The organism is Rhodococcus sp. ZPP (assembly GCF_017656075.1).
GTDB classification, from domain to species: domain Bacteria; phylum Actinomycetota; class Actinomycetes; order Mycobacteriales; family Mycobacteriaceae; genus Rhodococcus_F; species Rhodococcus_F oxybenzonivorans.
The window spans coordinates 208911-228980 of record NZ_CP058641.1; the positions used below are offsets into that span (position 1 = coordinate 208911).

The window sequence follows — 20070 nt, forward strand, 5'->3', positions numbered from 1 at the left end:
ACAAAGGTGGCGGCGTGCCGGTGCCGCGCCGGATGAGGTGTCCATGCCTAGACCCTACAACGCCGTGCTGTAACGCTTGTCGTTCGTGTCGGGGGCTGTGGTACGGCCGCATGACGGCGACTAGACAACGACACCTTGTCAGGTAATGGCTCGGAGCCGAAGGGGCGAATGACGTGTCCCCCATTGCTACATCACAATGTAGCGATGTAAAGTCGGGGCAGAACGTCACAGTGCAGCAGGGAAAGAGGATCTTCGATGGTTCAGACAGTGAATGCAGTCCCGACGGAACCTGCCATCGGCGGCATGGTGTCGTGGACGGTGCGTCCCGGGGTGTACGTGGTGACCGCGTGCTCGCGGGGGTCGGTGACCTTGATGCCGGCGGCGCCCGAGCGGTACGCCACCCCGGAAGGGGGTTGGTTCACGCATCCGTCGAAGCTGCGGGAAGTCGACTTCGCCGAGGTCGGGCGCACTGCCCACGACGAGGGAGATCCGCTCTCTCCGGCGTTGAGCAGCGTGGTCCGCCGGGCACTGTCGGGGTTGGCCGTCGGCGATGAGAGCGGCCGGAAGATCATGTCCGACTTCGTCGACGGATGGCTCGACGCGAAGCTCGCCCAGCGCGGCCAGCGCGACCAGCGCGACCAGAAAGCCGACCAGTGAAAGCAATGCCGGCAACTGGAGGGGGTTCGATGTCCGATCGACCGGTTGGTGCGTGGATGAGTGTGTCGGAGGGTGCGGTCACGATGGCCACCATGACCGCATCCGAGTCACCAGCGACGAGCCCGCGAGTGGGGCAGGTGCCGCCTGCGCTCAGTCCCCGCCAGTGGGCGCAGGAGATGCTGCGGCCCGGCCGGGCGGTGGTCTGCGATGTCGAATCCACCGACTTCGACGGCTCGATCCTCGAGATCGCCGTGATCGACGCCGCCACCGGGGCCGTGCTCCTCGACACCCTCGTCGATCCGGGCGCCGTACCGATCCACCCGGCCGCCGCCGCGGTGCACGGAATCGCCGCCGCCCAGCTGGTCGGCGCCCCCGACTGGGCCGCGGTCTTCCCCGAATTGGTGGCGGCGACGGCGGGGAAGATTGCGTTGGCGTACAACGCCGGGTTCGATATGGGCCGCATCCTGCACGACTGCCACCGGCACGGGCTCGACCCGGCGCAGCTCGCTGACCCGCGCGGGTGGGGGTGCATCATGCTGGCCCGCTCCCAGGCAGAAGGGGTCGAGAAGAGCATCCGGCTCGGCGGCGCCCACCGGGCCCGCGGCGATGCCGAAGCCGCTCGCGGTGTTCTTCAGGGCATCGCGGACGGCCGGTTCTGAATCCCGCCGTAGCGCAGCAAGAATCCAGAAAACCTGCTCTAGCTGCATAGGTGACACGTCCCCTTTTCATGAAAGAGGCTGACCTGCCCATGCCCATGCCCGTGCCCGTAGACCATGACCTCACCGAACGCGCTGTCCGCGTCATCGACCGCAGCGGCTGGGGCACCAGCACCGCCTACCCCCAGATCCGCACGGTCACTCTCACCTGGGTCTGCCCGGCCTGCCAAGGACCGCGCGGCCTCCCGAAGGAACACCTATTCCACGAAGACGGCCACTGGCTGACCTGCGATCACTAGGACAACCCCTGCGGGCACCTCGACCTCTACACCGCGGTCCTCACCGAAGCACGGGAGCGGCACCCCACCGGGCCGCGACCATGAACGCCACCCTGTTCGACGAGTTCGGTGTGCCCGAGCTCGACGCGTATCCGCCGCTGCCGGCAACGGATCCACGGCTCGCGGAGTTCTTCCGCACGCACAATGTCGTCCCACCCGTCATGCTGGGTCGCTGCATCGGCCGGAGCGTGTGGTCGAAGACCGGGGCCGATCCGCAGACCTGCACCGGCGCCTACCGCACCCTGATCGGTGTCCGGGCGCAGGCGTGCACCGAGTCACCGCGCGGCGGGACGGTGTGGATTCTGCGTCTGCGCGATGACGACGGCACCGAACACGACAGCCCGCGCTACACCAGCCGCAACCACGTCGCGGTGCTGCGGTAACCGCACAGCCAATCCCGCACGGGCACTCCCGCGCCCACAACCCCACGTGTCTGTGGGCGCGCCGACGTGCGTACCCGGTGAATCCGGTTACTAGGCTCCTGCTCGCGGGCGTACCGACCGCCTCGCGGCACTTGACGAAAGGACTCGGCCCCACCCTGGCGGGCCGGAACACACCATGACCTCTCTGACTCGCGGGGCGAACAGCCCGATCGACACGGCAACCACGACGGTGGAGGTGACCGGCGCCCGGCAGGGAACGGTCGATCTGTTCGTCTTCCAGCTCGGCGCCGATCTGAAGGTCCGGACCGACGCCGATCTGGTGTTCTTCAACAACCCCAGCACCCTGGAAGGGGCGGTCACCCTCACCGGCGGGCAGGTGACCTTGCACCTCGCGGCAGTGCCCGCGGCGATCGACACCCTCGCCGTGGCCGTCGCGCTCGATGAGAACGTGCCCGGCAGCCTCGCCGAAGTCCCGGGCCTGTCAGTAACTCTCACCCAGGCGGGCGGAACCTCGTTCGCGATCCCGGCGGAAGGCCTCACGACCGAGTGGTCCGCGGTACTGCTCGAGGTGTACCGGCGCAACGGGTCCTGGAAGGTCCGCAACCGGTCGGCCGGCTGGAGCGGCGGACTCGACGCCCTGGTCACCGAGCACGGTGTCAGCGTCGACGAAACCCCTGCACAGGCACCCGAACCCGCACAGTCCGCTGTCGCGGCGGCGACTTCGGCGACCGTCGACGGGGAGGGGGTGCGGACGGTGCCCGGCGAAGCGACGCTCTCTTTGGTCAAGCGGGAGAAGCTGAATCTGCAGAAACGGGAGGTCGCGAAAGTCCTGCTGAGCAAGGGTGCCGCAAGCCCGGTCGGCCGGGTCGTCCTGGTGATGGACAACACCGGGTCGATGTCCAAGCGGTACCGGTCCGGTGAGGTCAAACGGATCATCGAGCGGATGGTGCCGGTCGCGACGCAGCTCGATTCGGACGGCAACCTCGAGGCTTACGCCTACGCGCAGCGGTTCGTGAAGCTGCCGGACGTCACCGTCGCCGATGCCGACACCTGGGTGAACACCTATGTCCACCTCCGTGGCCGGCACGGCGGTATCGATTTCGATGCGATCGGCGGCACCAACAACGAGATCCCGGTCATGGAAGAGATCATCGGCACCCTCGACAAAGCCACTGCGGTCCCGACGTTGGTGCTGTTCTTCACCGACGGCGGATTCAATGCGCGGGCGCAGATCACCGCCCTGATGCGGACAGCCAGTGCGTTTCCGGCGTTCTGGCAGTTCATCGGAATCGGCAAGTCCAGCTTCGGGGTTCTCGAGAAACTCGACACCCTGACCGGCCGGCTCGTCGACAACGCCGGGTTCTTCGCGGTCGAGAACGTCGATACGCTCACCGACACAGCCCTGTACGAACTGCTCCTCAGCGAGTACCCGGACTGGTTACGCGCGGCCCGGCAGGCCCGCGTCCTCAGCTGATCCCGTTGTCCCCAAATGACATGGCGCGATTGCGAAATAGGTATTCTACCTGCACAGATGACATGTCCCCGGCGGTAGTCTCCTGCGATCGGTGTTCGCGGCTCTCGGGTATGCTTGCGGGGCGGGGGCGCCGCCGGCTGGTTACCGGCACCAGTGTTCCTCGCCCGGCGTGGCAGACGCCAACTGGAACGTTTCCGTCTGCCACGCCCCCCTACTTTCCGCGGTCGGTCCGCCCGCCTTGGGGGATCGAAATGACCGCGAAATCCCCGATCTCGCACCGCGGGGAGCTGATCGGCACCACCGCGATCGGCCGGCGGATGAAGATCCTGCAACCAGACGGGTCGGCCGAGCTGGTACCAGTCATCTCCGGCAACTCCTTCCGAGGCGTGCTGCGCCGGATCGGTGAGGAAATGCTGCGCGATGTCCTCGGCTACGAGAACCAGCTGCCACTGGCGGTCGCGCACACCCTCCGCAACGGTGGGGCGATCGTGAAAACCTCGGCGGAACCGGTCACCGGGCGGCGCCTGCAGCACGGCGTGTGTTCCAGATACCCATAGACCGTGGTGCGCGGCACTTTCAGCATGCCCGCGATCTGGGCGACGGTGTGGTCTCCTGCGTCGTAGAGGCGTTGAGCGAGTTCGATCTGGTCCGGGCTGAGCTTCGACGGCCGGCCGCCCTTACGGCCGCGGGCCCGGGCGGCGGCCAACCCGTCCCGGGTGTGGGCCGCGGTCAGCTCGCGCTGGAACTCGGCCAGCACCGACAGCATGCCGAACATGGCGCGGCCCTCGGCGGTGGCGGTGTCGATGCCTTGCTCGAGCACCTTCAGACCGATGCCGCGCTCACGTAGCTCGGCGCCGAGGGTGATCAGGTGCAGCATCGACCGTCCGAGCCGGTCGAGCCGGGTGATCACCAGGACGTCGCCCCCGCGGTGCCGCGCCAGCGCCAGATCGAGCTGGGGCCGTGACGCTTTCGCTCCACCCGCATGATCGACGTGGATGTTCTCGGCGGCCACCCCGGCACGGCGCAGCGCATCGACCTGATGGTCGGGGTTCTGGTCTGCGCGCCTGTTTCAGGTACGCCCACAGGGGCACTGTGAACCGTCGTTGGGGGATCGAAGAAGGATCTACGGATGATCAGCCAGATGGAACGCCCGGTCGATGTCACCGAGGGGCGCGCTGCGCAGACGAGTTCTGCCGCTGATCGTCGCCTCGGTCGTGGCGGGAGTGAGATCGCCGCGTGCGGCGCGCGCCATGGTGGTCGCCTCGCCGATGGCAAACGCGACAGGAATGGCGACCACAATGGATGCGACGGCAGCAGCGGCGTCGAATGCTAGGCGCGTTACTCTGAATGCACCGTTGACCGTGTCGCGCATGCCCATGGAATCTTCCTTCGCTATCGATCGCTGTCGAACTCACGACCTTGCCTGTGGAATTGCATTGCGCCGTGCAGGTTACGATTGATCCAGTGCTACTTGCGAGTACCAAACCGTCCAGTTCCTTCTATCGCGCCGTGTACACAGCAGTCGAGGCGACGACATGGAATCCTCGCTGGCGCGACAGCTGGAATCGGGGAACCGGCGTGGTACGCCCGTCGGCGGTGTTGCGCCGCCAGGTCACCGTCAACTTCTTCGCCTTCGACCTGCTTTACCGGACTACGAACTACCCGGCCGCGTGGTCGGCGAGCAGCGAAGTGAGCTCCTCGGCGTAGGCCACCTGTTTGCGGAGCTTGCGACAGCTTTCTTCGGCGCGCGCATGGCATTCGGTCACGAATGCCTGCGCTGCTGCCTTGTCCTCGGCGGGCCGGCTCGAGGCCAGAGTCTCGAGGGAGTCGAGGAGCTGGCGCATCTCGTCGAGGGTGAATCCGAGGGGCTTCATCCGCCGGATGACGAGCAGGCGTTGGACATCAGCATCTGTGTAGAGGCGGAAGCCGCCGGCACTGCGTTCAGAAGGCCGTACCAGGCCGACCTCGTCGTAGTGGCGGATCGTCTTGATCGACAGTTCGGTGCGTTCGGCGACCTCACCGATCTGCATGTGCCGCAATGCCGAACCTTCGATGCGGTCCGTCATCTGCTCACCTTTCTCTGCATTCGTCCGGGCACGGATGATGTCAGTGCTCGGCACCCATCTGCCCGCTCAGGCGCACGTGGCGTTCGGCGGAGGCGGCGTTGAGGCCGACGATCTCCACGTTCTTGCCCTTGGCAGCGTATTTCGTGGTGATCGCGTCGAGGGTCGCGACGGTCGAGGCGTCCCAGATGTGGGAGTCGGACAGGTCGATGATGACGTTCTCCGGATCGCCGACGTAGTCGAACTGGTAGATCAGGTCGTTGCTCGAGGCGAAGAACAGTTCGCCGCGCACCTTGTAGATGCGGGTGTTCTCGTCGGGGTGGGCGACGTCCACCACCTCGGTCAGGTGCGCGACCCGGCGGGCGAAGAGCACCATTGCGGTGACGACACCGACGATCACCCCGTAGGCGAGGTTGTGGGTGGCAACGGTGACCGCGACGGTCGCAAGCATGACGAAAGTTTCGCTGCGGGGCATGCGCCGCAACGTCTTCGGGGCGATGCTGTGCCAGTCCAGGGTGCCGACCGAGACCATGATCATCACCGCGACCAGGGCGGCCATCGGGATCAGGGCGACGACGTCGCCGAGTCCGACGACGAGGATCAGCAGGAACACCCCGGCCAGGAAGGTGGAGATGCGGGTGCGGGCTCCGGAGACCTTGACGTTGATCATGGTCTGGCCGATCATGGCGCAGCCGCCCATGCCGCCGAAGATTCCGGTGACAATGTTCGCCACACCCTGCCCCCAGCCTTCGCGGGTCTTGTCCGAGTGGGAGTCGGTGATGTCGTCGACCAGCTTCGCGGTCATCAACGATTCGAGCAGCCCGACCAGGGCCATCGCCAACGCGTAGGGCGCGATGATCGACAGCGTGTCCATGGTGAACGGCACGTTCGGGATCACCCAGGTCGGCAGGCTGGACGGGAGTTCGCCTTCGTCGCCGACGTTCGGGACGTTCAACGCGAAGATCACGGTGGCGGCGGTGAGCAGCACAATGGCCACCAGCGGGGCGGGGATCGCGGTGGTGAGCTTGGGCAGGAACACCATGATCAGCAGTCCGGCCGCGACCATCGGATAGACCAGGGCGGGGACGTCGATCAGGTGGGGGAGTTGCGCGGTGAAGATCAAGATGGCGAGGGCGTTGACGAAACCAACCATCACACTGCGCGGGATGAATCGCATCAGTTTCGCGACGCCGAGCAGGCTCAGGACGACCTGCAGCACACCGGCCAGCAGGACGGCGGCGATCAGGTAGTCCATGCCGTAGTCACGCGACAGCGGCGCGACGACGAGGGCGATCGCACCGGTCGCAGCCGAGATCATCGCGGGGCGGCCGCCGACGAAAGCGATGGTCACCGCCATGGTGAAGGAGGCGAACAGACCCACGCGGGGGTCCACGCCAGCGATGATCGAGAACGAGATCGCTTCCGGAATCAGTGCCAGCGCGACCACGATTCCGGCGAGGACCTCGGTTTTGAGGCGGCGCGGGGACCGCAACGCGGCCCGCACCGACATGGTCTCCGCGGGCGTATCGAGTTCTCCTGCCATCACAGCTCCGTTCGCACCGGCGTGCACACGCCGATGCCCTAGACGTCAACGACGCCGAAAGAGGCGTCACAGGAATTGATGCGGTGGCTCGGAGCGACACAGGCCCACGACCGACCCACGCAGGAACGATCCTGCGGTGGCATCACCGACAACCCGGAACCCTACCCTCACGGGAGGGTAGAGTACGAATCGGGTGCTGTGGGTCTCGGACAGTGACCGCCTCGGCGCCCGGCCTCCCGGTCAGCTGCTTCGGCCGAGTATCGGCATGCCCAACTCCGCCGTTCCGGAACCGTGCGAGGATGTCCGGTCGAGTGCGGCGAGTTTGGCGGCCGCGGCGTTGAGACTTGTCTGGGGAATGCTCAACCGCACAGCACCCGCAGACGGTCGTGCCGTCGTCGCGCGTCTGCCCGAACGGGTCCCCGGGATCGGGGTCCGCCTGTGGTGCCGCTATGTCATTTCTGGGCGTTGCCGCTCAGCCCGTCTTGTGCGGGCCCCGTGTCCAGGCCGGGCGTTCGAGCCCAGGTGCGGGTGGATGTCTATGTTCTCCTGGATCGGTTCTAGTCCGATCTGTGGCCATCCGGCCGTCACCGTGAGGGTGTCTGAGTCGAGGTTGTCGATCCAGTAGCGCGGACAGGTGCGGTACTGGATAGCCCGTGGTCGAGCAGGGACGGGGTGGCCTGGTGACCGGGAGGGCGGCGGCCAACCCGCCTCGGGTGTGCCTCACGGACAGGCGCCGGCCGCCAGGTTATGCTCTTTGGCGGCGATGGATCTCCGCCGAGACCACCCTGCGAAGGGGTTGTCTGAACCGCCCCACCTCGGGGCTGATGGCTCCTTTCCCTTTTGTGGAAGGAGCCTGCCCGTGGACGGTCGCCGCGACCCGAATCCCACCCTGCCGGTCGATCCCGACACCGCGCCCCGCACCCCGGGACCGCTGCATGTACGCCCGGCCGCGATCGCCGCAGTCGGAGCTGGGGGCCTGATCGGGGCCCCGCTGCGCTACCAGCTCGCGGTGTGGTTCCCCACCGTCGCGGGCGGTTGGCCGGTGACCACGTTCGCGATCAACATCATCGGGGCGTTCCTGCTCGGGTTGCTGCTCGAGGCACTGACCCGGCTCGGCCCGGACGATCGGTGGCGGCAACGCGTGCGCCTGGCGGTGGGCACCGGGATCCTCGGCTCGTTCACCACCTACAGCACCCTCGCCGTCGACACCGACCTCCTGTTGCGCGGCCACCAGTGGTGGGCCGCCGGCAGCTACGCGGCCGGCACCGTGCTGGTGGGGTTGGTGGCCACCACCGCCGGGATCTCGGTCGGCGCGCAACTTCGGTTGCGGTGCACGGAGGCGGAGCGATGATGATGTTGTGGATCGCCTGCGCCGGCAGCCTCGGCGCGATCGCCCGGTTCGTGATCGATGGGGCGATCAAACACCGTAAGGCGTCGGAATTCCCCTGGGCGACGGCGACGATCAACGTGACCGGGTCACTGCTCCTCGGGTTCGTCACCGGCCTGATCCTCTTCCACGGTGTTCCACGAGAGATCCAGCTGATCGTGGGTGTCGGGTTCTGCGGCGGGTACACCACCTTCAGCACCGCCAGTTTCGAGACCGCCCGGTTGATCCAACACCAGCAATACGCCGCCGGTCTCGCGAACGCGGTCGGCGCCCTGCTGCTGACGATCGTCGCCGGCGGTGCCGGTCTCGCCCTGGCTTCGGTGTGAGGAGAAGAGCAATGACCAAGAAGGAAAACCGCCACGCCACCCGGGACAACCTGCGGGACTGGCGCACCCCGCTGCGGGTGGACGGACCCGCCGCCCCGACCCCGGCGGTGTGTCATCTGGTGGTCGGCTTCGACCGGCACCCCGCCAGCCACGCCGCCCTGACATACGCGATGGACCTCGCCGGCCGCCTCGATGCTTTTCTGCACGTCGCGCACATCGTCGACATCGACGACATGCCCATCGAACCCGACCGCGACGACTGGGAAGAACGCTTCGCCGACTCCGTCGAACAGCAACGCCGCGAGGCCTGCACCATGCTGGCAACGATGCCCGGGAACTGGGCCTACTACTCGCGGGAAGGAGACCCGGCGCAGCTGCTGACCACGATCGCGGAAGCCAACGACGCCCTGATGATCATCATCGGCACCTCCCGTGGCGGCGTGATGTCCCTGTTCGAGCGGTTCCTCGGCGAATCGGTGTCCTCCAAACTGGTCCACCACGCCCGCCGACCCGTGCTACTCGTCCCCGCACCGTCGACAGGAGCCTGAGTGACCGCACGGCGTCACCGAGGGGGGTGAGGATCCATGGGTGAACCGGCTTCGATGGACCGGCCAGCCGTCATCGCGGTGCACTCGGGTGCGTCACCATCCCGTCGAGCCGACTCGACGGTCAAGCCCGACCGACCCGCACCGCGCTACGGCATCCGATGTTCGAATGCACGCGCCTACGCCCTCGGCGAGGGCGGCGGCGATGGTGGTCTTGCCGACCCCGCCTTTGCCCATGCACATGATCAGTCCGTGGTCGGATTCGGCGAGTTCGCCGATCGGGGCGGACAGCGGCGCATCGGGCAACGGCGGTGCTTCTGCGGCGATGGCCTGCGGCGCCGTCGCAGGGTTCGGGGTGAACAGGCTCTCGAGTGCGCTGATCCCCACCATGTTGGTGCCTTGAGCTGCACCTGATCGAGCGGCAGACCGGCCAGCTCGGCGGGAAGCTCGGCGAAGGACCAGGTGCCCGCACTCGATGTGTCCGAGCTGCGCGCCGCTATCTCTGCAGCAGATGCCGCCGACCGTCATGGATCTACGAAACAGCATGGCGAGGTATGACACCGGTGAAAGAATCCCACAGCACACACCCGTCGTCGCCGACCGCCAACGGTTTTCGTAGCCGCGCCCGACCTGCGGATTCCCGTAAGACCCCGCCCCCCAAAATGTCCGGTGATGGGGGGCGGATTCTCACTGTCGTTGCAACACAAGTCTATTGAAATCTGGGTCTTCCCAGCTCACGGGTTACGTTACCGCAGTCGCCATCGCGAGTTCCAGCGCAGTGCGGCGCCGGTGAGCTGTGGCCCGTCGCTCGGCATTGAACACCGTGGCGGGAGTTGCGTACTCCAGGTTCTTCCGTGGGCGAGTGTTGAGCTCACGCGTTACCGACCGCACATGAGCGTGACTGTGCACCGACAGATCGGTGCCCTTCGGGAAATACTGTCGAGTGAGCCCGTTGAAATTCTCGTTCGCACCCCGCTGCCACGGACTGGAACGTTCGGCGAAGTAGATCTTCAGATCCAGGGCCGCGGAGATCTCTCGGTGCAAACACATCTCCGTTCCCTGATCCCACGTCAACGTTCTGCGCATTCGTTTCGGTAGGCCCGCAAAGGCTTTGATGACAGCATTTTTCACCGATTCGGCGGTGTGATCGACGGGGAGATTGACGATGATCCCGTACTGGGTTTTCCGTTCCCGCAGGGTCATCATCGCCGATCGACAGCGCAACCCCAGGATGAGATCCCCTTCCCAATGACCCACCTCGACCTTTGTGTCGACCTCCTCCGGGCGGTCACCGATCATCGTCATGTTCCGCACCGCACCGAGTGATCTCGCCGACCCCAACCACCGAGGTTTACGCACGCTCCGACCACTGCGCAATTTGGCGGTGTACTTCTTGTCCAGACCCTTCCCGCCTGCCACCAGCAACGCCCGGTACATCGTCTCCATGCACAACCACATCGAGCTGTCCTCCGGATACTTCAGCTTCAGCCAGCCGCCGATCTCCTCCGGCGACCAGAACCGATCGAGCTTGCGCTGTACGACCCGGCGCAACACGTCGTTGGCGAGCAGCTTGTGTTCACGTGGCCGGCTGCGGTTTCGACGGGCCGTCTCATCGGCGACATGAGGCAGGTAACGGCCCTGGCTATCGCGGTGCCGGTCGAGTTCACGTTTGACCGTCGACGGCGCCCGATCGATCTCCCTGGCGATGGCGCGGATCGACAGTTTCAAATGGTCCAGGTCGGCGATCTGCAACCGTTCCACCAAAGACAAATACCGCTCCGACGGCACGTCGGCGCCGGTCAGAGTCTTGCGCTGTCGCGCCCTTCGTTGAATATTGATCCCGGTTTGGCGAGTCACACCGACGAGTGTGCTGGCTGCGATATTCGTTTCCCCTTGGGTGATCAATTCCCAATACCGCGTGTCGCGGACCGCGGACCGCGACAGTCTCGACGCTGCTTTCGTCGCCAGCTCTGCGGCGATACGCGCAGCGGACTCACGCACCGCCACCTGGATCGACTCATCCCGGCCGCGCTCGGCCTTTCTGTTTCTCAGTGCACGCCGGGACTCCCACGCCCCTGCCCTGGTCTTGCTCAGCCGCAGCCGGCGCCGAGCCTGGGTTTCACTAACACCGTCCGCACGGAGTTGGTAATACCGCTGTTCGATCCACCGATACGCTGTCGAGCTACCCACCCCGGCGATCACGGCTGACTGCCGCACCGTCCGGCGCACCGCAAACGCAGACCAGAAGGTCTTCTCTCGGCTTCGCTCGACCCTCAAGTGGTGCCGGTTGTAGCTACCCGAGATGAAGGACGCCTCCCACACAGCGATCTTCGAGGTCACACACCCCAAGGTGGCTCGAGACTGCTCGCAGTCGAGACCTCCTTCACGGAGAAATAAGAACTCCGCGCGCAACCACTGATAACCGACATCGAGATGGACTCCGGCGGTGCGGGCGGAGTATTTGAGACCTCGTCCGTCGCGAACCAACCCCAGAAATCGGGCCTGAGCAGCAGCATCCGCATTCTTCGCCATTCCAACACCACCTCGCCGAAGGTGTTGCAATGACCGATAGAACCCTGGGGGGGGCTGAACTCTCCGCTTATTTATTGGGGTAGGTCCGCGACGCCGGAAAGTTCGTAGTGCAGCGTCGGGATACGCACCAATCGGTGTACAAGACGAACCCCGAGCGGGTCTGGAGTTGGACAACTTTCTCTGCGGCGAAGCGCGGCAACGCCGACGATTCATGGTCTGACTTACTCACGCCGCGACCTTCGAGACCTCGCTCGCCGGAGACACTTCCTCGACGAGACGCAGCGCACCTCCGATGGCGCCAGCGAATGCGCCGAGTAGGACAAGCAGGGTCAGCGACGCATTACCCGGATCTTGGCGGGACGCGCCCCACGCCTCGGCGTCTACAGCGAGGGTCGTCAACGTGTCTTTGAGCGCACTGGTGAACGTCACGGAGGTGCCCAACCAGATGAGCGTCAGCCCGGAGATTGTGAGTCGCTTCCCCCTGAGTAGACCGACCACGGCCGCGGCACCTGCGACAGCGGACAGGGCTCCCGCTACGAGGAACACCCTTTGAGCGGTGGTCAGATCGGAGAACATCCCACCACCCCATACCGCCCAACTCAGCTGTTGAAGGGCGAAGATCGCCGCAGCGACGACGAAGACCGCCCCCAGGAGATTCTGCAGGGGACGGGTCTTTCCGGCGCCATCGCGCATGCGGCCACCGTCGGCTACGACCGCCCAGCGATCGCGCGCGTAGAGAACGAAACCGGCCAACAGTAGGACGGACTGCAGCGCAAAGCCTCCGTACACCAAACCGAATACCCACCCGGCCATTTCGTCGTTGCCGCTGTATGCGTTTCCGCCACCGGTCACCGCTTGGATCACACCGCCCAGCACCGAACCGACTGCAACGGGGACGAGCAGACCGGTCGCAACCCAGACGGGGAAAGCGATTGCGAAGGCAGGGATCCTTCTCCCCCACGAGGCGACCAGCCCGATCGCGATCACGATCGCAACCAGTTCCATACCGGAGGTAGCGAGATTGGCGACCCGGGTGGTGTCGGCGAAACCGGCATTTTCGACGCCGATCGTCCAACCCATGATCCATGCGACTTTCAGCAGAAGATACGGCAGGCATGCCACCACGGTTGCGATGCATATCCCGCGCCGAAGCACGGATACATCATCAGGGCCCGAAGGGCACACGATCAGGTTCATGACAAACCTTCCGGTCGAATTCGAGTACGCAAAAGCGGAATTTGGCCAGATGTCCGAGCCGCTTTCCAGTCAATCACCCGCATGCCGTAAGCAACATCGGGGAAGACCCGGAACTCGAACCCTGATGCGACTCGGCCGGAGTGAGCTCACAGGCCGGGAACGTTCATACGACGGTCAAGCGCTGCAACAGCGTTCGGGTACGTACATCGCCCTATGCCGCTGCGGACGCGGCAACAAGATCGATCCGGACCCACCCGCCGTCGCTGTCGGCACGATCGAGGGGGGAACCCGCGGAAATCGCGGTGCGTCGCAGTATGTCGAGGCGCTCGTCGTCGGTCAGATCCGGAGCGACACTTCGCAACAGCACCGCGGCGTCGACAGGAATATCGTTCGCCATCGACGGACCCAGCGGATCGAATCCGTACGTCATCCGCGCACGGTATTCGTCGCGCGCCGTGTCGATCGCGCGATACGGGACGTCGGTCGGCGATCGAGCGTCGAGCGACCAACCCCTATGACCGCGACCCCGTTCGCGTACAGGGCCGGATGCCGGCGACCACCCGGTCGAGCGACCGGGCCGGGTGCGCACCGCCGTGGCAGCTGCTCCGCTGCCTCGCCGCGATCGCCGATCACGGGCGGGTGCGGCGCTGCCGCAACTGTATCGGCACCGCCCCGGCTGCGACTGGGTACGGCGAGAACGCGTGACACCCCGCGACGGGGGCAGACCCGAGAGGAGCCCATGACCGGTCACGTGTGAGGTCGTGGTGGCATCAGTGACGCGAGGTGACCACGACTTCGTCGAGAAAACCCTTCAGTCCGCTGCTGAAGACATCGTTGTCGTCGCCTCGCCCTGAGCTACGTCGCGGTCAAGAGCCTGCCCTCGTTCGACAAGCTCATCGAGCTGTCCCACGAACACCTTGTCGCCAAGCCGGGCCCCGAACCCGAGCAGACGATCGAAGCGACCCAGCCACCGGGGAGATACCCCGACGGCTGGCTGGTAGGCGAGGTGCCCCATCTCGACGCGAGCCCACACCCGGAACAGGGCTGATTCCACGGCCGAAGTGGGGACCTCCGAGATCGACCTCGATAAAGAAGTCCCGTACGACAAGGAGGACACCGCAGAGGCCGTCGAGGACGCGGACGTCTCCAACGAACTCGAGCAGGTGCATACGCAGGAGGCCAGCGGGGTGCTGGCGAATGGCAGCGACCTGAACAAGCTCGGATCTGTGCTCGAGACTGCCGGTCGTGGCCTGGCTACCGCGATCGGTGCGGTCAGCGATGTGGGCCGCAAGATGACCGACGCCTACCACGCCGCGGGCGCTCGAGGCCGAGACCGCGCTGCGTGCGCTGGCGAAGGAGCTCGATCGCACCCATCCCGGGGCGGCGGCCTCGTGTCGCTGAGTTCCAGAGGCTCACCGCCCGCCCTCAGGCGCACGTCAACTCTGCCGCACTGTGGCACCGCTGCCTGATGCTCGGCGGTGGGTAGTGGTGCCGAATCCGCACCTGAATTCTCCTTGACCAGCGGAAATGGCGCACAGCACACACACCCCTGCCCCGGGATTCGGTGCGCTGGTGGTCTTGTCGCCGCGCTCCCACCCGGGAGATTCCTGAGGTCTGTCGTGGTCGGCTTCAGAAGTGGCAATGAGCGTGTGGCACAAGTGTATCCACGTGCCGCAGCCTCCCCGGGTGGATCAACCGTTTCGATTCCGCCCCAGGGTGTCGTCCTCGATTTTTGTGTGGGGCAGCGGCGACCAGCTGGCTTTGGCAGGGGATCGGATCGAGACGGATGGAGGAACCGCATGAGCGGGCAGCGTGGACGCGACTTCAAGGTCGCACCCTTCGGAGGTCGCGCAGATCGGACAGCGGAGGAAGCGGCGCCGTCCGTCCGCATGAATGGAGCACCGCCGTGTGACGGAGATACCCCCGCAGCCTCGAGGGGTCTGCGGGGGTATTCCTCTGCACCCCGGGTTGGGGCGGTTGCCGACCCGGGTCCGGGGTCTATTCGGCGAGTTTCGCGACTGCCTGCGCCCAGAGGAAGAACTTGTTGGTGCCCAGGTCGGCGACGGTCTTGATGTTGAACGCGGCTTTCAGGTGTTCGGCGTCGGACTCGCTGACTCCCTCGAGCGCGGCGACGGGGGCCTGCGCGAGTTCCTCGATCGGACGGGTTTCGTAGGCCTTGTCGAATTTCGAGGCGATACCTGCCATGTGCTGCCTCCACTACTCGTTGTGGTTCGGTTCCATGGTTGGGCAGCCGCGCCCTCATCACGCGACGGCCCGTAGGCCAGTTAATCCGCTCGAGCACCCGCGCGCATGATTTCGGGCACGGTGAGTCGCCCACCAGCATCCTCACCCCCCGGGGCATCGGGCCGCCGAGGAGATCAGCAAGCGCCAGGGCGCGTGCTGGCAGGCCTCGGTTCGATTGAGGAGTAATCCAGGGGGCAACGGGTATTCAATGGGTGCTGGCGCGTGATCACGGGCTGCACCCCTGCCGCGACAGTCAGACCCTCCGGCCGCCTCCCCTGCGGCCGGAGGGTCCTCACATTCGCGAACCTCGAGCCTTGGGGTAGTGCTGAAGGCTTGGCTGCTGGTTACCAGCCGTGGGTGAGCTGGATTTCGATTCCCTGCTGCACTTTGCGGCGCTGCTCGGCCGTCAGATCACCCACCAGGCTGTCCTCCGCGATGCCCAACACGGCCATGATCGCGGCCGGTCCGAGCGCCGCCCCCGGTAGGTACGTGGCGATCAGCTGATCGACGCGAAGATTCCGCACCCCCGGGCTGCCCGCGCGGGCCAGCACGTCCGAGACCGGGCGGGTGCCGGAGAGTAATGCGCGGGTCCGGGCGGCACGTGCTGCGGCCAGATCGACAACCTGGCCCTCAGTGGCAGCAGAGCGCTCAGGCACAGGTCTTTCCTTCGTGAACAGATCAGGTGAGTGGTGACACCGTAGCGTGAGCCGGTGGTCGCAGACACAGCTGTCTCTCTGCCGCATCCTCCCTATGCCACATTCTGGTATTCGGTGTATCGGTTCACTTTCAACCACTGCCCACTAGGCGGGCGCATGCTGGATCCCGCGAATCGCGCCGTATCTCGGTGCGGTGATGGTGAGATAGGCGGGCGACAAAAATAGGGCCGTAGAGGAGAGCAGCAGGTTATGGACTTTCCGGAGTTGACCCCCGAAGAGCGAGCAAAGGCGTGGGCGAAGGCCACCGCGATCCGCCAGGCCCGCGGCGACCTTCTTGCCGCAATCCAGGCCGGGAAGCTTCCGATCGCCGCTGTCCTCGCGCGGGCGGAGACCGACACGATCGTGAGCAAGACCCGCGTCAGTGTGGTGGTGAAGGCTCTTCCCGGGGTGGATGCGGTGCGGGCAGCACACATTCTCGGCGGGCTCTCGATTGCCGAGGCTCAACGGATCGGTGGCCTCGGCCCGCATCAACGCCGCACCTTGCTCGACCTCGTCGCAGGCAGCTCACCTGAGGACACAACACAGAAGGAGCGGCCCGCAGCACCGGCCGCGGCTGCGCTGGATCCCTCGACGATCGCGGCGGCCATACCGGAATTCCTGGAAGGACTGTCACCGGCACACAGTATGAATCCTCGGGAGGACGAGTCGGCCCTCCTCGAAGGCCTCTGGGCGAATGAGCAGGACAACAGAGAAGTCCATGTTGTCATCAGGGAGCGGGCGACAACGCCGGAGCAGATGGAACTCATCCGCGCGGGCAGGGTCTATACGGGTGACTACCCCCAGTACAAGATTGTCGACACCTCCCGGCTGCGGGCGGTGAACGCGGTGGGCGCGATGCTGGTCGATTCGGACCCGACCGGGATACTCGATGAACCCTCCAGCATTCGAGACATCGTCATCCGCATGCCGCACCTGCAGGTCGAAGTGGTGTCGTGGAAAGCGGCAGTGACAACCGAGATCGGTACCCGGGTGGCCGAACTCATCGCCGCCGGCACGTAAACCACACACGAGCTCCCGCGCTTGTCGGGTGTGACTCGCCTGGAACTGGTCGTGACTTTCGTCGGGCAGCGGTGAGACGATCGAGACATGCGCAGACACCGGTGGCCGGCGCAGCCACCCCCGAGCACCGGCGGGGTGCACGCGGGCGGCCGGCGGGTCCTCGCCGCACACCCCGGTGTGACCTTGCAGCTCGACGGCATCACCGCCTACCCCACCGGAATGCAACTGCGTCTGACGTTGGCGGCGACCAACCTCTGCGCCGAGCTCGCGCACCACGAGACTCGCCCGCTGACCAACCCCGACGACTTTTCCGGGAGCTGGTCGTATCTCTGTGTGCGGGTGCGTGTCGGGGACCTCGAGGGTGAGGCGGACCCATACCTCCCGGTCACCCGGCCACCCCGTCCCTGCTCGACAACGCAGTACCGCACATGTCCGCGCTACTGGATCGACAACCTCGACTCCGAACTCACGGTGACGGCTGGGTGGCCACAGATCGGACTCGAACCGATCCAGGAGAGCATCGACATAGACACCCACCCGTACCTGACCGGGAACCCCCGACCGGAACACGGGGACCCGCACAAGACGGGCTGAGTAGACAACACCCAAGAAATGAAGAAGTTGCCCGGCGGGCAAAACCAGGTCTCGGCTGCGCCGGCGTGCAAGGGCAAGACGACGACCACGGCACGAACGTCTGCGGGTACTTTGCTGTCGAGAATTCCCCAGACAGGGGTTCGGCCGGGAATGCTTTCACATTCTCGGCCGGATCTCTGCTTCTCGAGTTTTTTCACCGTTACCGATTACTCTCTCGATCCGCGAATTCCAATAGACGCCCACAGCTGCCCATCGCAATAGTCAACAGCGCGCTCGCCGGGGGTCGACGACTTCCTGGCTGAACTTCCGGTCCCCCATCAACCTGACAGGAATACCTCCTTAGCCTTACCGGTAACACCGGTAACACCGGTAACACCGGTAACAGCGCCGACGAGCCCGGAGAGCGGAGATAACCCATGGTCACCGCCGCACCGATGCTGCCCGGAATGCCCGCGACCACGACGGGTCGCGAAGTCGAGCAACTCGCCCTGATCGGCCAGCCGCAACCGATCCGGGTCCCCGAACGGCTGTGGAGGTCCTGGCTCGACGACCCGCGGTCGTGGCGCGCTTCGAAGCTAAGACCTACCGACGCCCGGGTGGTCGGTGCACGGTGTGGCTCGGCAGTGTCTCGTCCACCGGGCACGGCTCCTTCAGGGCGGCGAGCCTGCCCGGCCCGTCCCGCCGGGGCACCGTGCCCGCCCACCTGTTCGCCTACCAGCTCGAATACGGCATCATCCCGCGGCTCGGGTGGTCCGGCGCCGACGACACGGTGCTGTGTCACCAGTGCGACTTCGCCGGCTGCACCAACCCGCGCACATGCAGCTGGGGACTAACGCCGTCAACCGCACCGAGTACCGACCTGCGCCGCCGCAACCTCGCTAACCCGCTCGCCGATGTCCGCGCCCCCGCCGGGCGCATCCGCGCGGTCGCCGCCGCCATTCGTACCGGACTCGCGCGCGGCGACGATCCCGACAGCATCGAAGAGCGGATCCGGTGTGCCGAAGCCGCCGGTCTGCCTCTCATGCTCTGGTAACCGTCAGCAGCACAACGCCGGACCAGGCCAATCGCCGATTAGCCAAACGGTGCGCGGGACACTGTTGACAACAACTCTTCGTAAGCAGAGACTTACCGTTCGTAGATACTTACCAAGCTGGAGACGAATGGGGCGCCCTCGCTGATCGAACGAGGCGCACGATCCTCGAGCGTCTGGCCGAGGGACCGTGCGCGGTCGGTGAGCTCGCCCGCGAGTTGCCGATCAGCCGGCCAGCGGTTTCGCAGCACCTGAAGGTGCTCAAAGACGCTGGACTGGTCCGTGATCGGGCAGTCGGAACACGCCGCATCTATCACCTCGACCCGGCCGGTATCAGCGTGCTGCGCTCGCAGCTCGACCGGTTCTGGGTACAGGCCCTGACCGCATACAAGGATGCGGTCGAACAACCCGCAGGAGAGGTCATGACACAAACACACGAGTCGGTGCGCAAGCAGGTCGTGGTGAACGCAGGTGCGGAGCGCGCGTTCGCGCTGTTCATCGAGCGATTCGATGCGATCAAGCCGCGTGAGCACAACATCATGGCGGTCCCGATCGCCGAGACCGTGTTCGAACCGAGGGTGGGCGGCCACATCTACGACCGCGGTGTGGACGGCACCGAATGCCGGTGGGCGCGGGTCCTTGCCTATGAGCCGCCGAACCGGGTGGTGTTCAGTTGGGACATCAACGGGCACTGGCAGATCGAGACCGACCCGGCCAAGACCAGCGAAGTGGAGGTCCGGTTCATCGCCGAATCCGCCGATCGCACCCGGGTCGAGCTCGAGCACCGCAACCTCGAGCGCCACGGTCAGGGTTGGGAAGCGGTCCGCGACGGTGTCGAGCACGACGCCGGGTGGCCGCTCTACCTGCAGCGCTACCGTGGCGCCGTCGACAGTGAGCGGCACTGATGGCACCGATCACGACCAGCATCGAGATCGACCGTCCACCGCCGCAGGTGTTCGGCTACGTCACCGACCCGACCCGCTTCGCCGAGTGGCAGAAGGGTGTCGTCGGCGGTCACATGGACGCGAACGGGACCCCGCGGGTCGGCGAGAAACGCCGCACCACGCGCCGCATCGGGTTCGCCGAGCGCTCGGTGACCGCCGAACTCACGCACATCGACCCGCCGAGAACCTGGGGTGTGCACGGTGTCGACGGCCCGATCCGTGCCGTGGTGAAGGTGTCCGTCGATCCGCTGGATTCCGGGCACCGCTCGCGGGTGACGATCGCGGTCGACTTCGAAGGCCATGGGATCGGGAAGATTCTCGTGCCACTTGCTGTGCGCCCACAGGCCCGCAGGGAGATGCCGAGCAATCTGGCCACCCTCGAGCAGCGCATGGAAGGGCAACCGGCACAGCCGAACTAGCGCGGACGGTACGCGGGGCTCAT

Annotated in this window: 25 protein-coding genes, 2 pseudogenes and 1 riboswitch; of the genes and pseudogenes, 15 read left to right on the forward strand and 12 right to left on the reverse strand. The window is 65.8% G+C overall.

Features of this window, described 5'->3' with window-relative positions:
* The first annotated feature begins 255 nt into the window (after window positions 1-255).
* The 5 genes from HYG77_RS37715 to HYG77_RS37735 all read left to right on the forward strand — a co-directional run bounded on the left by HYG77_RS37715 (window position 256) and on the right by HYG77_RS37735 (window position 3508).
* Window positions 256-657: a hypothetical protein gene (locus tag HYG77_RS37715; RefSeq protein WP_054247242.1), complete on the forward strand. Its 402-nt coding sequence runs from the start codon at window positions 256-258 to the stop codon at window positions 655-657.
* 56 nt (window positions 658-713) lie between these two features.
* Window positions 714-1316 (forward strand): 3'-5' exonuclease, encoded by a 603-nt coding sequence (locus tag HYG77_RS37720; protein WP_082359791.1) that lies wholly within the window; start codon window positions 714-716, stop codon window positions 1314-1316.
* 89 nt (window positions 1317-1405) lie between these two features.
* A complete protein-coding gene (locus HYG77_RS37725; protein WP_054247244.1) occupies window positions 1406-1612 on the forward strand; it encodes a hypothetical protein in 207 nt (68 codons plus the stop codon).
* 80 nt (window positions 1613-1692) lie between these two features.
* Entirely contained in the window at window positions 1693-2034 is a 342-nt protein-coding gene (locus HYG77_RS37730) for a hypothetical protein (protein ID WP_054247246.1), read from the forward strand.
* A gap of 175 nt (window positions 2035-2209) precedes the next feature.
* On the forward strand, window positions 2210-3508 hold the full coding sequence (locus tag HYG77_RS37735) for a VWA domain-containing protein (protein ID WP_054247248.1): 1299 nt from the start codon (window positions 2210-2212) through the stop codon (window positions 3506-3508).
* 430 nt (window positions 3509-3938) lie between these two features.
* On the opposite strand, the gene HYG77_RS37740 is transcribed toward HYG77_RS37735, so the two are convergent.
* The 5 genes from HYG77_RS37740 to HYG77_RS40865 all read right to left on the reverse strand — a co-directional run bounded on the left by HYG77_RS37740 (window position 3939) and on the right by HYG77_RS40865 (window position 7477).
* Window positions 3939-4520: a recombinase family protein gene (locus HYG77_RS37740; protein WP_236603671.1), complete on the reverse strand. Its 582-nt coding sequence runs from the start codon at window positions 4518-4520 to the stop codon at window positions 3939-3941.
* 111 nt (window positions 4521-4631) lie between these two features.
* A complete protein-coding gene (locus HYG77_RS37745) occupies window positions 4632-4886 on the reverse strand; it encodes a hypothetical protein (RefSeq protein WP_054247250.1) in 255 nt (84 codons plus the stop codon).
* Window positions 4887-5166: 280 nt separating this feature from the next.
* The gene (locus HYG77_RS37750; RefSeq protein WP_054247289.1) at window positions 5167-5574 is read right to left on the reverse strand and encodes a MerR family transcriptional regulator; all 408 of its coding nucleotides are present in this window, start codon (window positions 5572-5574) and stop codon (window positions 5167-5169) included.
* A 40-nt stretch (window positions 5575-5614) separates the two neighbouring features.
* Complete coding sequence (locus tag HYG77_RS37755; RefSeq protein WP_054247252.1) at window positions 5615-7114, reverse strand: SulP family inorganic anion transporter; 1500 nt, start codon at window positions 7112-7114, stop codon at window positions 5615-5617.
* A 240-nt stretch (window positions 7115-7354) separates the two neighbouring features.
* Window positions 7355-7477, reverse strand: coding sequence for a hypothetical protein (locus tag HYG77_RS40865; protein ID WP_268962676.1), 123 nt, complete (start codon window positions 7475-7477; stop codon window positions 7355-7357).
* Window positions 7478-7864: 387 nt separating this feature from the next.
* Window positions 7865-7955: riboswitch (Fluoride riboswitch) on the forward strand.
* Between the two features lie 18 nt (window positions 7956-7973).
* Between HYG77_RS40865 and HYG77_RS37760 the strand changes: the two genes are divergently transcribed.
* The 3 genes from HYG77_RS37760 to HYG77_RS37770 are packed head-to-tail and all read left to right on the forward strand — an operon-like array spanning window position 7974 to window position 9375.
* Window positions 7974-8465, forward strand: a complete 492-nt coding sequence (locus HYG77_RS37760; protein WP_054247254.1) for a CrcB family protein — start codon at window positions 7974-7976, stop codon at window positions 8463-8465.
* Window positions 8462-8827, forward strand: a complete 366-nt coding sequence (gene crcB, locus HYG77_RS37765) for a fluoride efflux transporter CrcB (protein WP_054247256.1) — start codon at window positions 8462-8464, stop codon at window positions 8825-8827. Before HYG77_RS37760 ends, crcB begins: the two co-directional genes overlap by 4 nt.
* Window positions 8828-8838: 11 nt before the next feature.
* Window positions 8839-9375 (forward strand): universal stress protein, encoded by a 537-nt coding sequence (locus HYG77_RS37770; protein WP_054247257.1) that lies wholly within the window; start codon window positions 8839-8841, stop codon window positions 9373-9375.
* Window positions 9376-9468: 93 nt separating this feature from the next.
* Here the strand turns inward: HYG77_RS37770 and HYG77_RS37775 are convergent, their stop codons facing one another.
* The 5 genes from HYG77_RS37775 to HYG77_RS37795 all read right to left on the reverse strand — a co-directional run bounded on the left by HYG77_RS37775 (window position 9469) and on the right by HYG77_RS37795 (window position 14155).
* The gene (locus HYG77_RS37775) at window positions 9469-9762 is read right to left on the reverse strand and encodes a hypothetical protein (protein ID WP_054247260.1); all 294 of its coding nucleotides are present in this window, start codon (window positions 9760-9762) and stop codon (window positions 9469-9471) included.
* Window positions 9763-10113: 351 nt separating this feature from the next.
* Window positions 10114-11904: an IS30 family transposase gene (locus HYG77_RS37780; protein WP_236603670.1), complete on the reverse strand. Its 1791-nt coding sequence runs from the start codon at window positions 11902-11904 to the stop codon at window positions 10114-10116.
* Window positions 11905-12129: 225 nt separating this feature from the next.
* On the reverse strand, window positions 12130-12984 hold the full coding sequence (locus HYG77_RS37785; protein ID WP_164709556.1) for a hypothetical protein: 855 nt from the start codon (window positions 12982-12984) through the stop codon (window positions 12130-12132).
* A gap of 328 nt (window positions 12985-13312) precedes the next feature.
* Window positions 13313-13531 carry a hypothetical protein gene (locus HYG77_RS37790; RefSeq protein ID WP_054247264.1) on the reverse strand — a complete coding sequence of 73 codons (219 nt, stop codon included), beginning with the start codon at window positions 13529-13531 and terminating at the stop codon, window positions 13313-13315.
* Between the two features lie 381 nt (window positions 13532-13912).
* Window positions 13913-14155 (reverse strand): hypothetical protein, encoded by a 243-nt coding sequence (locus HYG77_RS37795; protein WP_054247266.1) that lies wholly within the window; start codon window positions 14153-14155, stop codon window positions 13913-13915.
* A gap of 226 nt (window positions 14156-14381) precedes the next feature.
* Between HYG77_RS37795 and HYG77_RS37800 the strand changes: the two are divergent.
* Window positions 14382-14499, forward strand: a pseudogene (locus HYG77_RS37800) (IS256 family transposase); the annotation flags it as partial.
* A 600-nt stretch (window positions 14500-15099) separates the two neighbouring features.
* Here the strand turns inward: HYG77_RS37800 and HYG77_RS37805 are convergent.
* Together HYG77_RS37805 and HYG77_RS37810 are read right to left on the reverse strand one after the other, a co-directional pair.
* Entirely contained in the window at window positions 15100-15306 is a 207-nt protein-coding gene (locus HYG77_RS37805; RefSeq protein ID WP_054247269.1) for a hypothetical protein, read from the reverse strand.
* Between the two features lie 383 nt (window positions 15307-15689).
* Complete coding sequence (locus HYG77_RS37810; RefSeq protein WP_054247271.1) at window positions 15690-16001, reverse strand: hypothetical protein; 312 nt, start codon at window positions 15999-16001, stop codon at window positions 15690-15692.
* Between the two features lie 249 nt (window positions 16002-16250).
* Here HYG77_RS37810 and mihF point away from each other — a divergent pair, with 249 nt between their 5' ends.
* From mihF to HYG77_RS37840, 6 genes and pseudogenes are all read left to right on the forward strand, one after another.
* A complete protein-coding gene (gene mihF / locus HYG77_RS41095; RefSeq protein WP_063786612.1) occupies window positions 16251-17060 on the forward strand; it encodes an integration host factor, actinobacterial type in 810 nt (269 codons plus the stop codon).
* Window positions 17061-17147: 87 nt separating this feature from the next.
* Complete coding sequence (locus tag HYG77_RS37820) at window positions 17148-17654, forward strand: hypothetical protein (protein ID WP_063786613.1); 507 nt, start codon at window positions 17148-17150, stop codon at window positions 17652-17654.
* Window positions 17655-18213: 559 nt separating this feature from the next.
* Window positions 18214-18687 carry a hypothetical protein gene (locus HYG77_RS37825; RefSeq protein WP_236603669.1) on the forward strand — a complete coding sequence of 158 codons (474 nt, stop codon included), beginning with the start codon at window positions 18214-18216 and terminating at the stop codon, window positions 18685-18687.
* A 101-nt stretch (window positions 18688-18788) separates the two neighbouring features.
* A pseudogene (locus HYG77_RS37830) lies at window positions 18789-19073 on the forward strand (metalloregulator ArsR/SmtB family transcription factor); the annotation flags it as partial.
* Window positions 19074-19106: 33 nt separating this feature from the next.
* Window positions 19107-19589 (forward strand): SRPBCC family protein, encoded by a 483-nt coding sequence (locus tag HYG77_RS37835; protein WP_054247293.1) that lies wholly within the window; start codon window positions 19107-19109, stop codon window positions 19587-19589.
* Window positions 19589-20047 (forward strand): SRPBCC family protein, encoded by a 459-nt coding sequence (locus tag HYG77_RS37840; RefSeq protein WP_054247275.1) that lies wholly within the window; start codon window positions 19589-19591, stop codon window positions 20045-20047. Before HYG77_RS37835 ends, HYG77_RS37840 begins: the two co-directional genes overlap by 1 nt.
* Window positions 20048-20070: the final 23 nt, after the last annotated feature.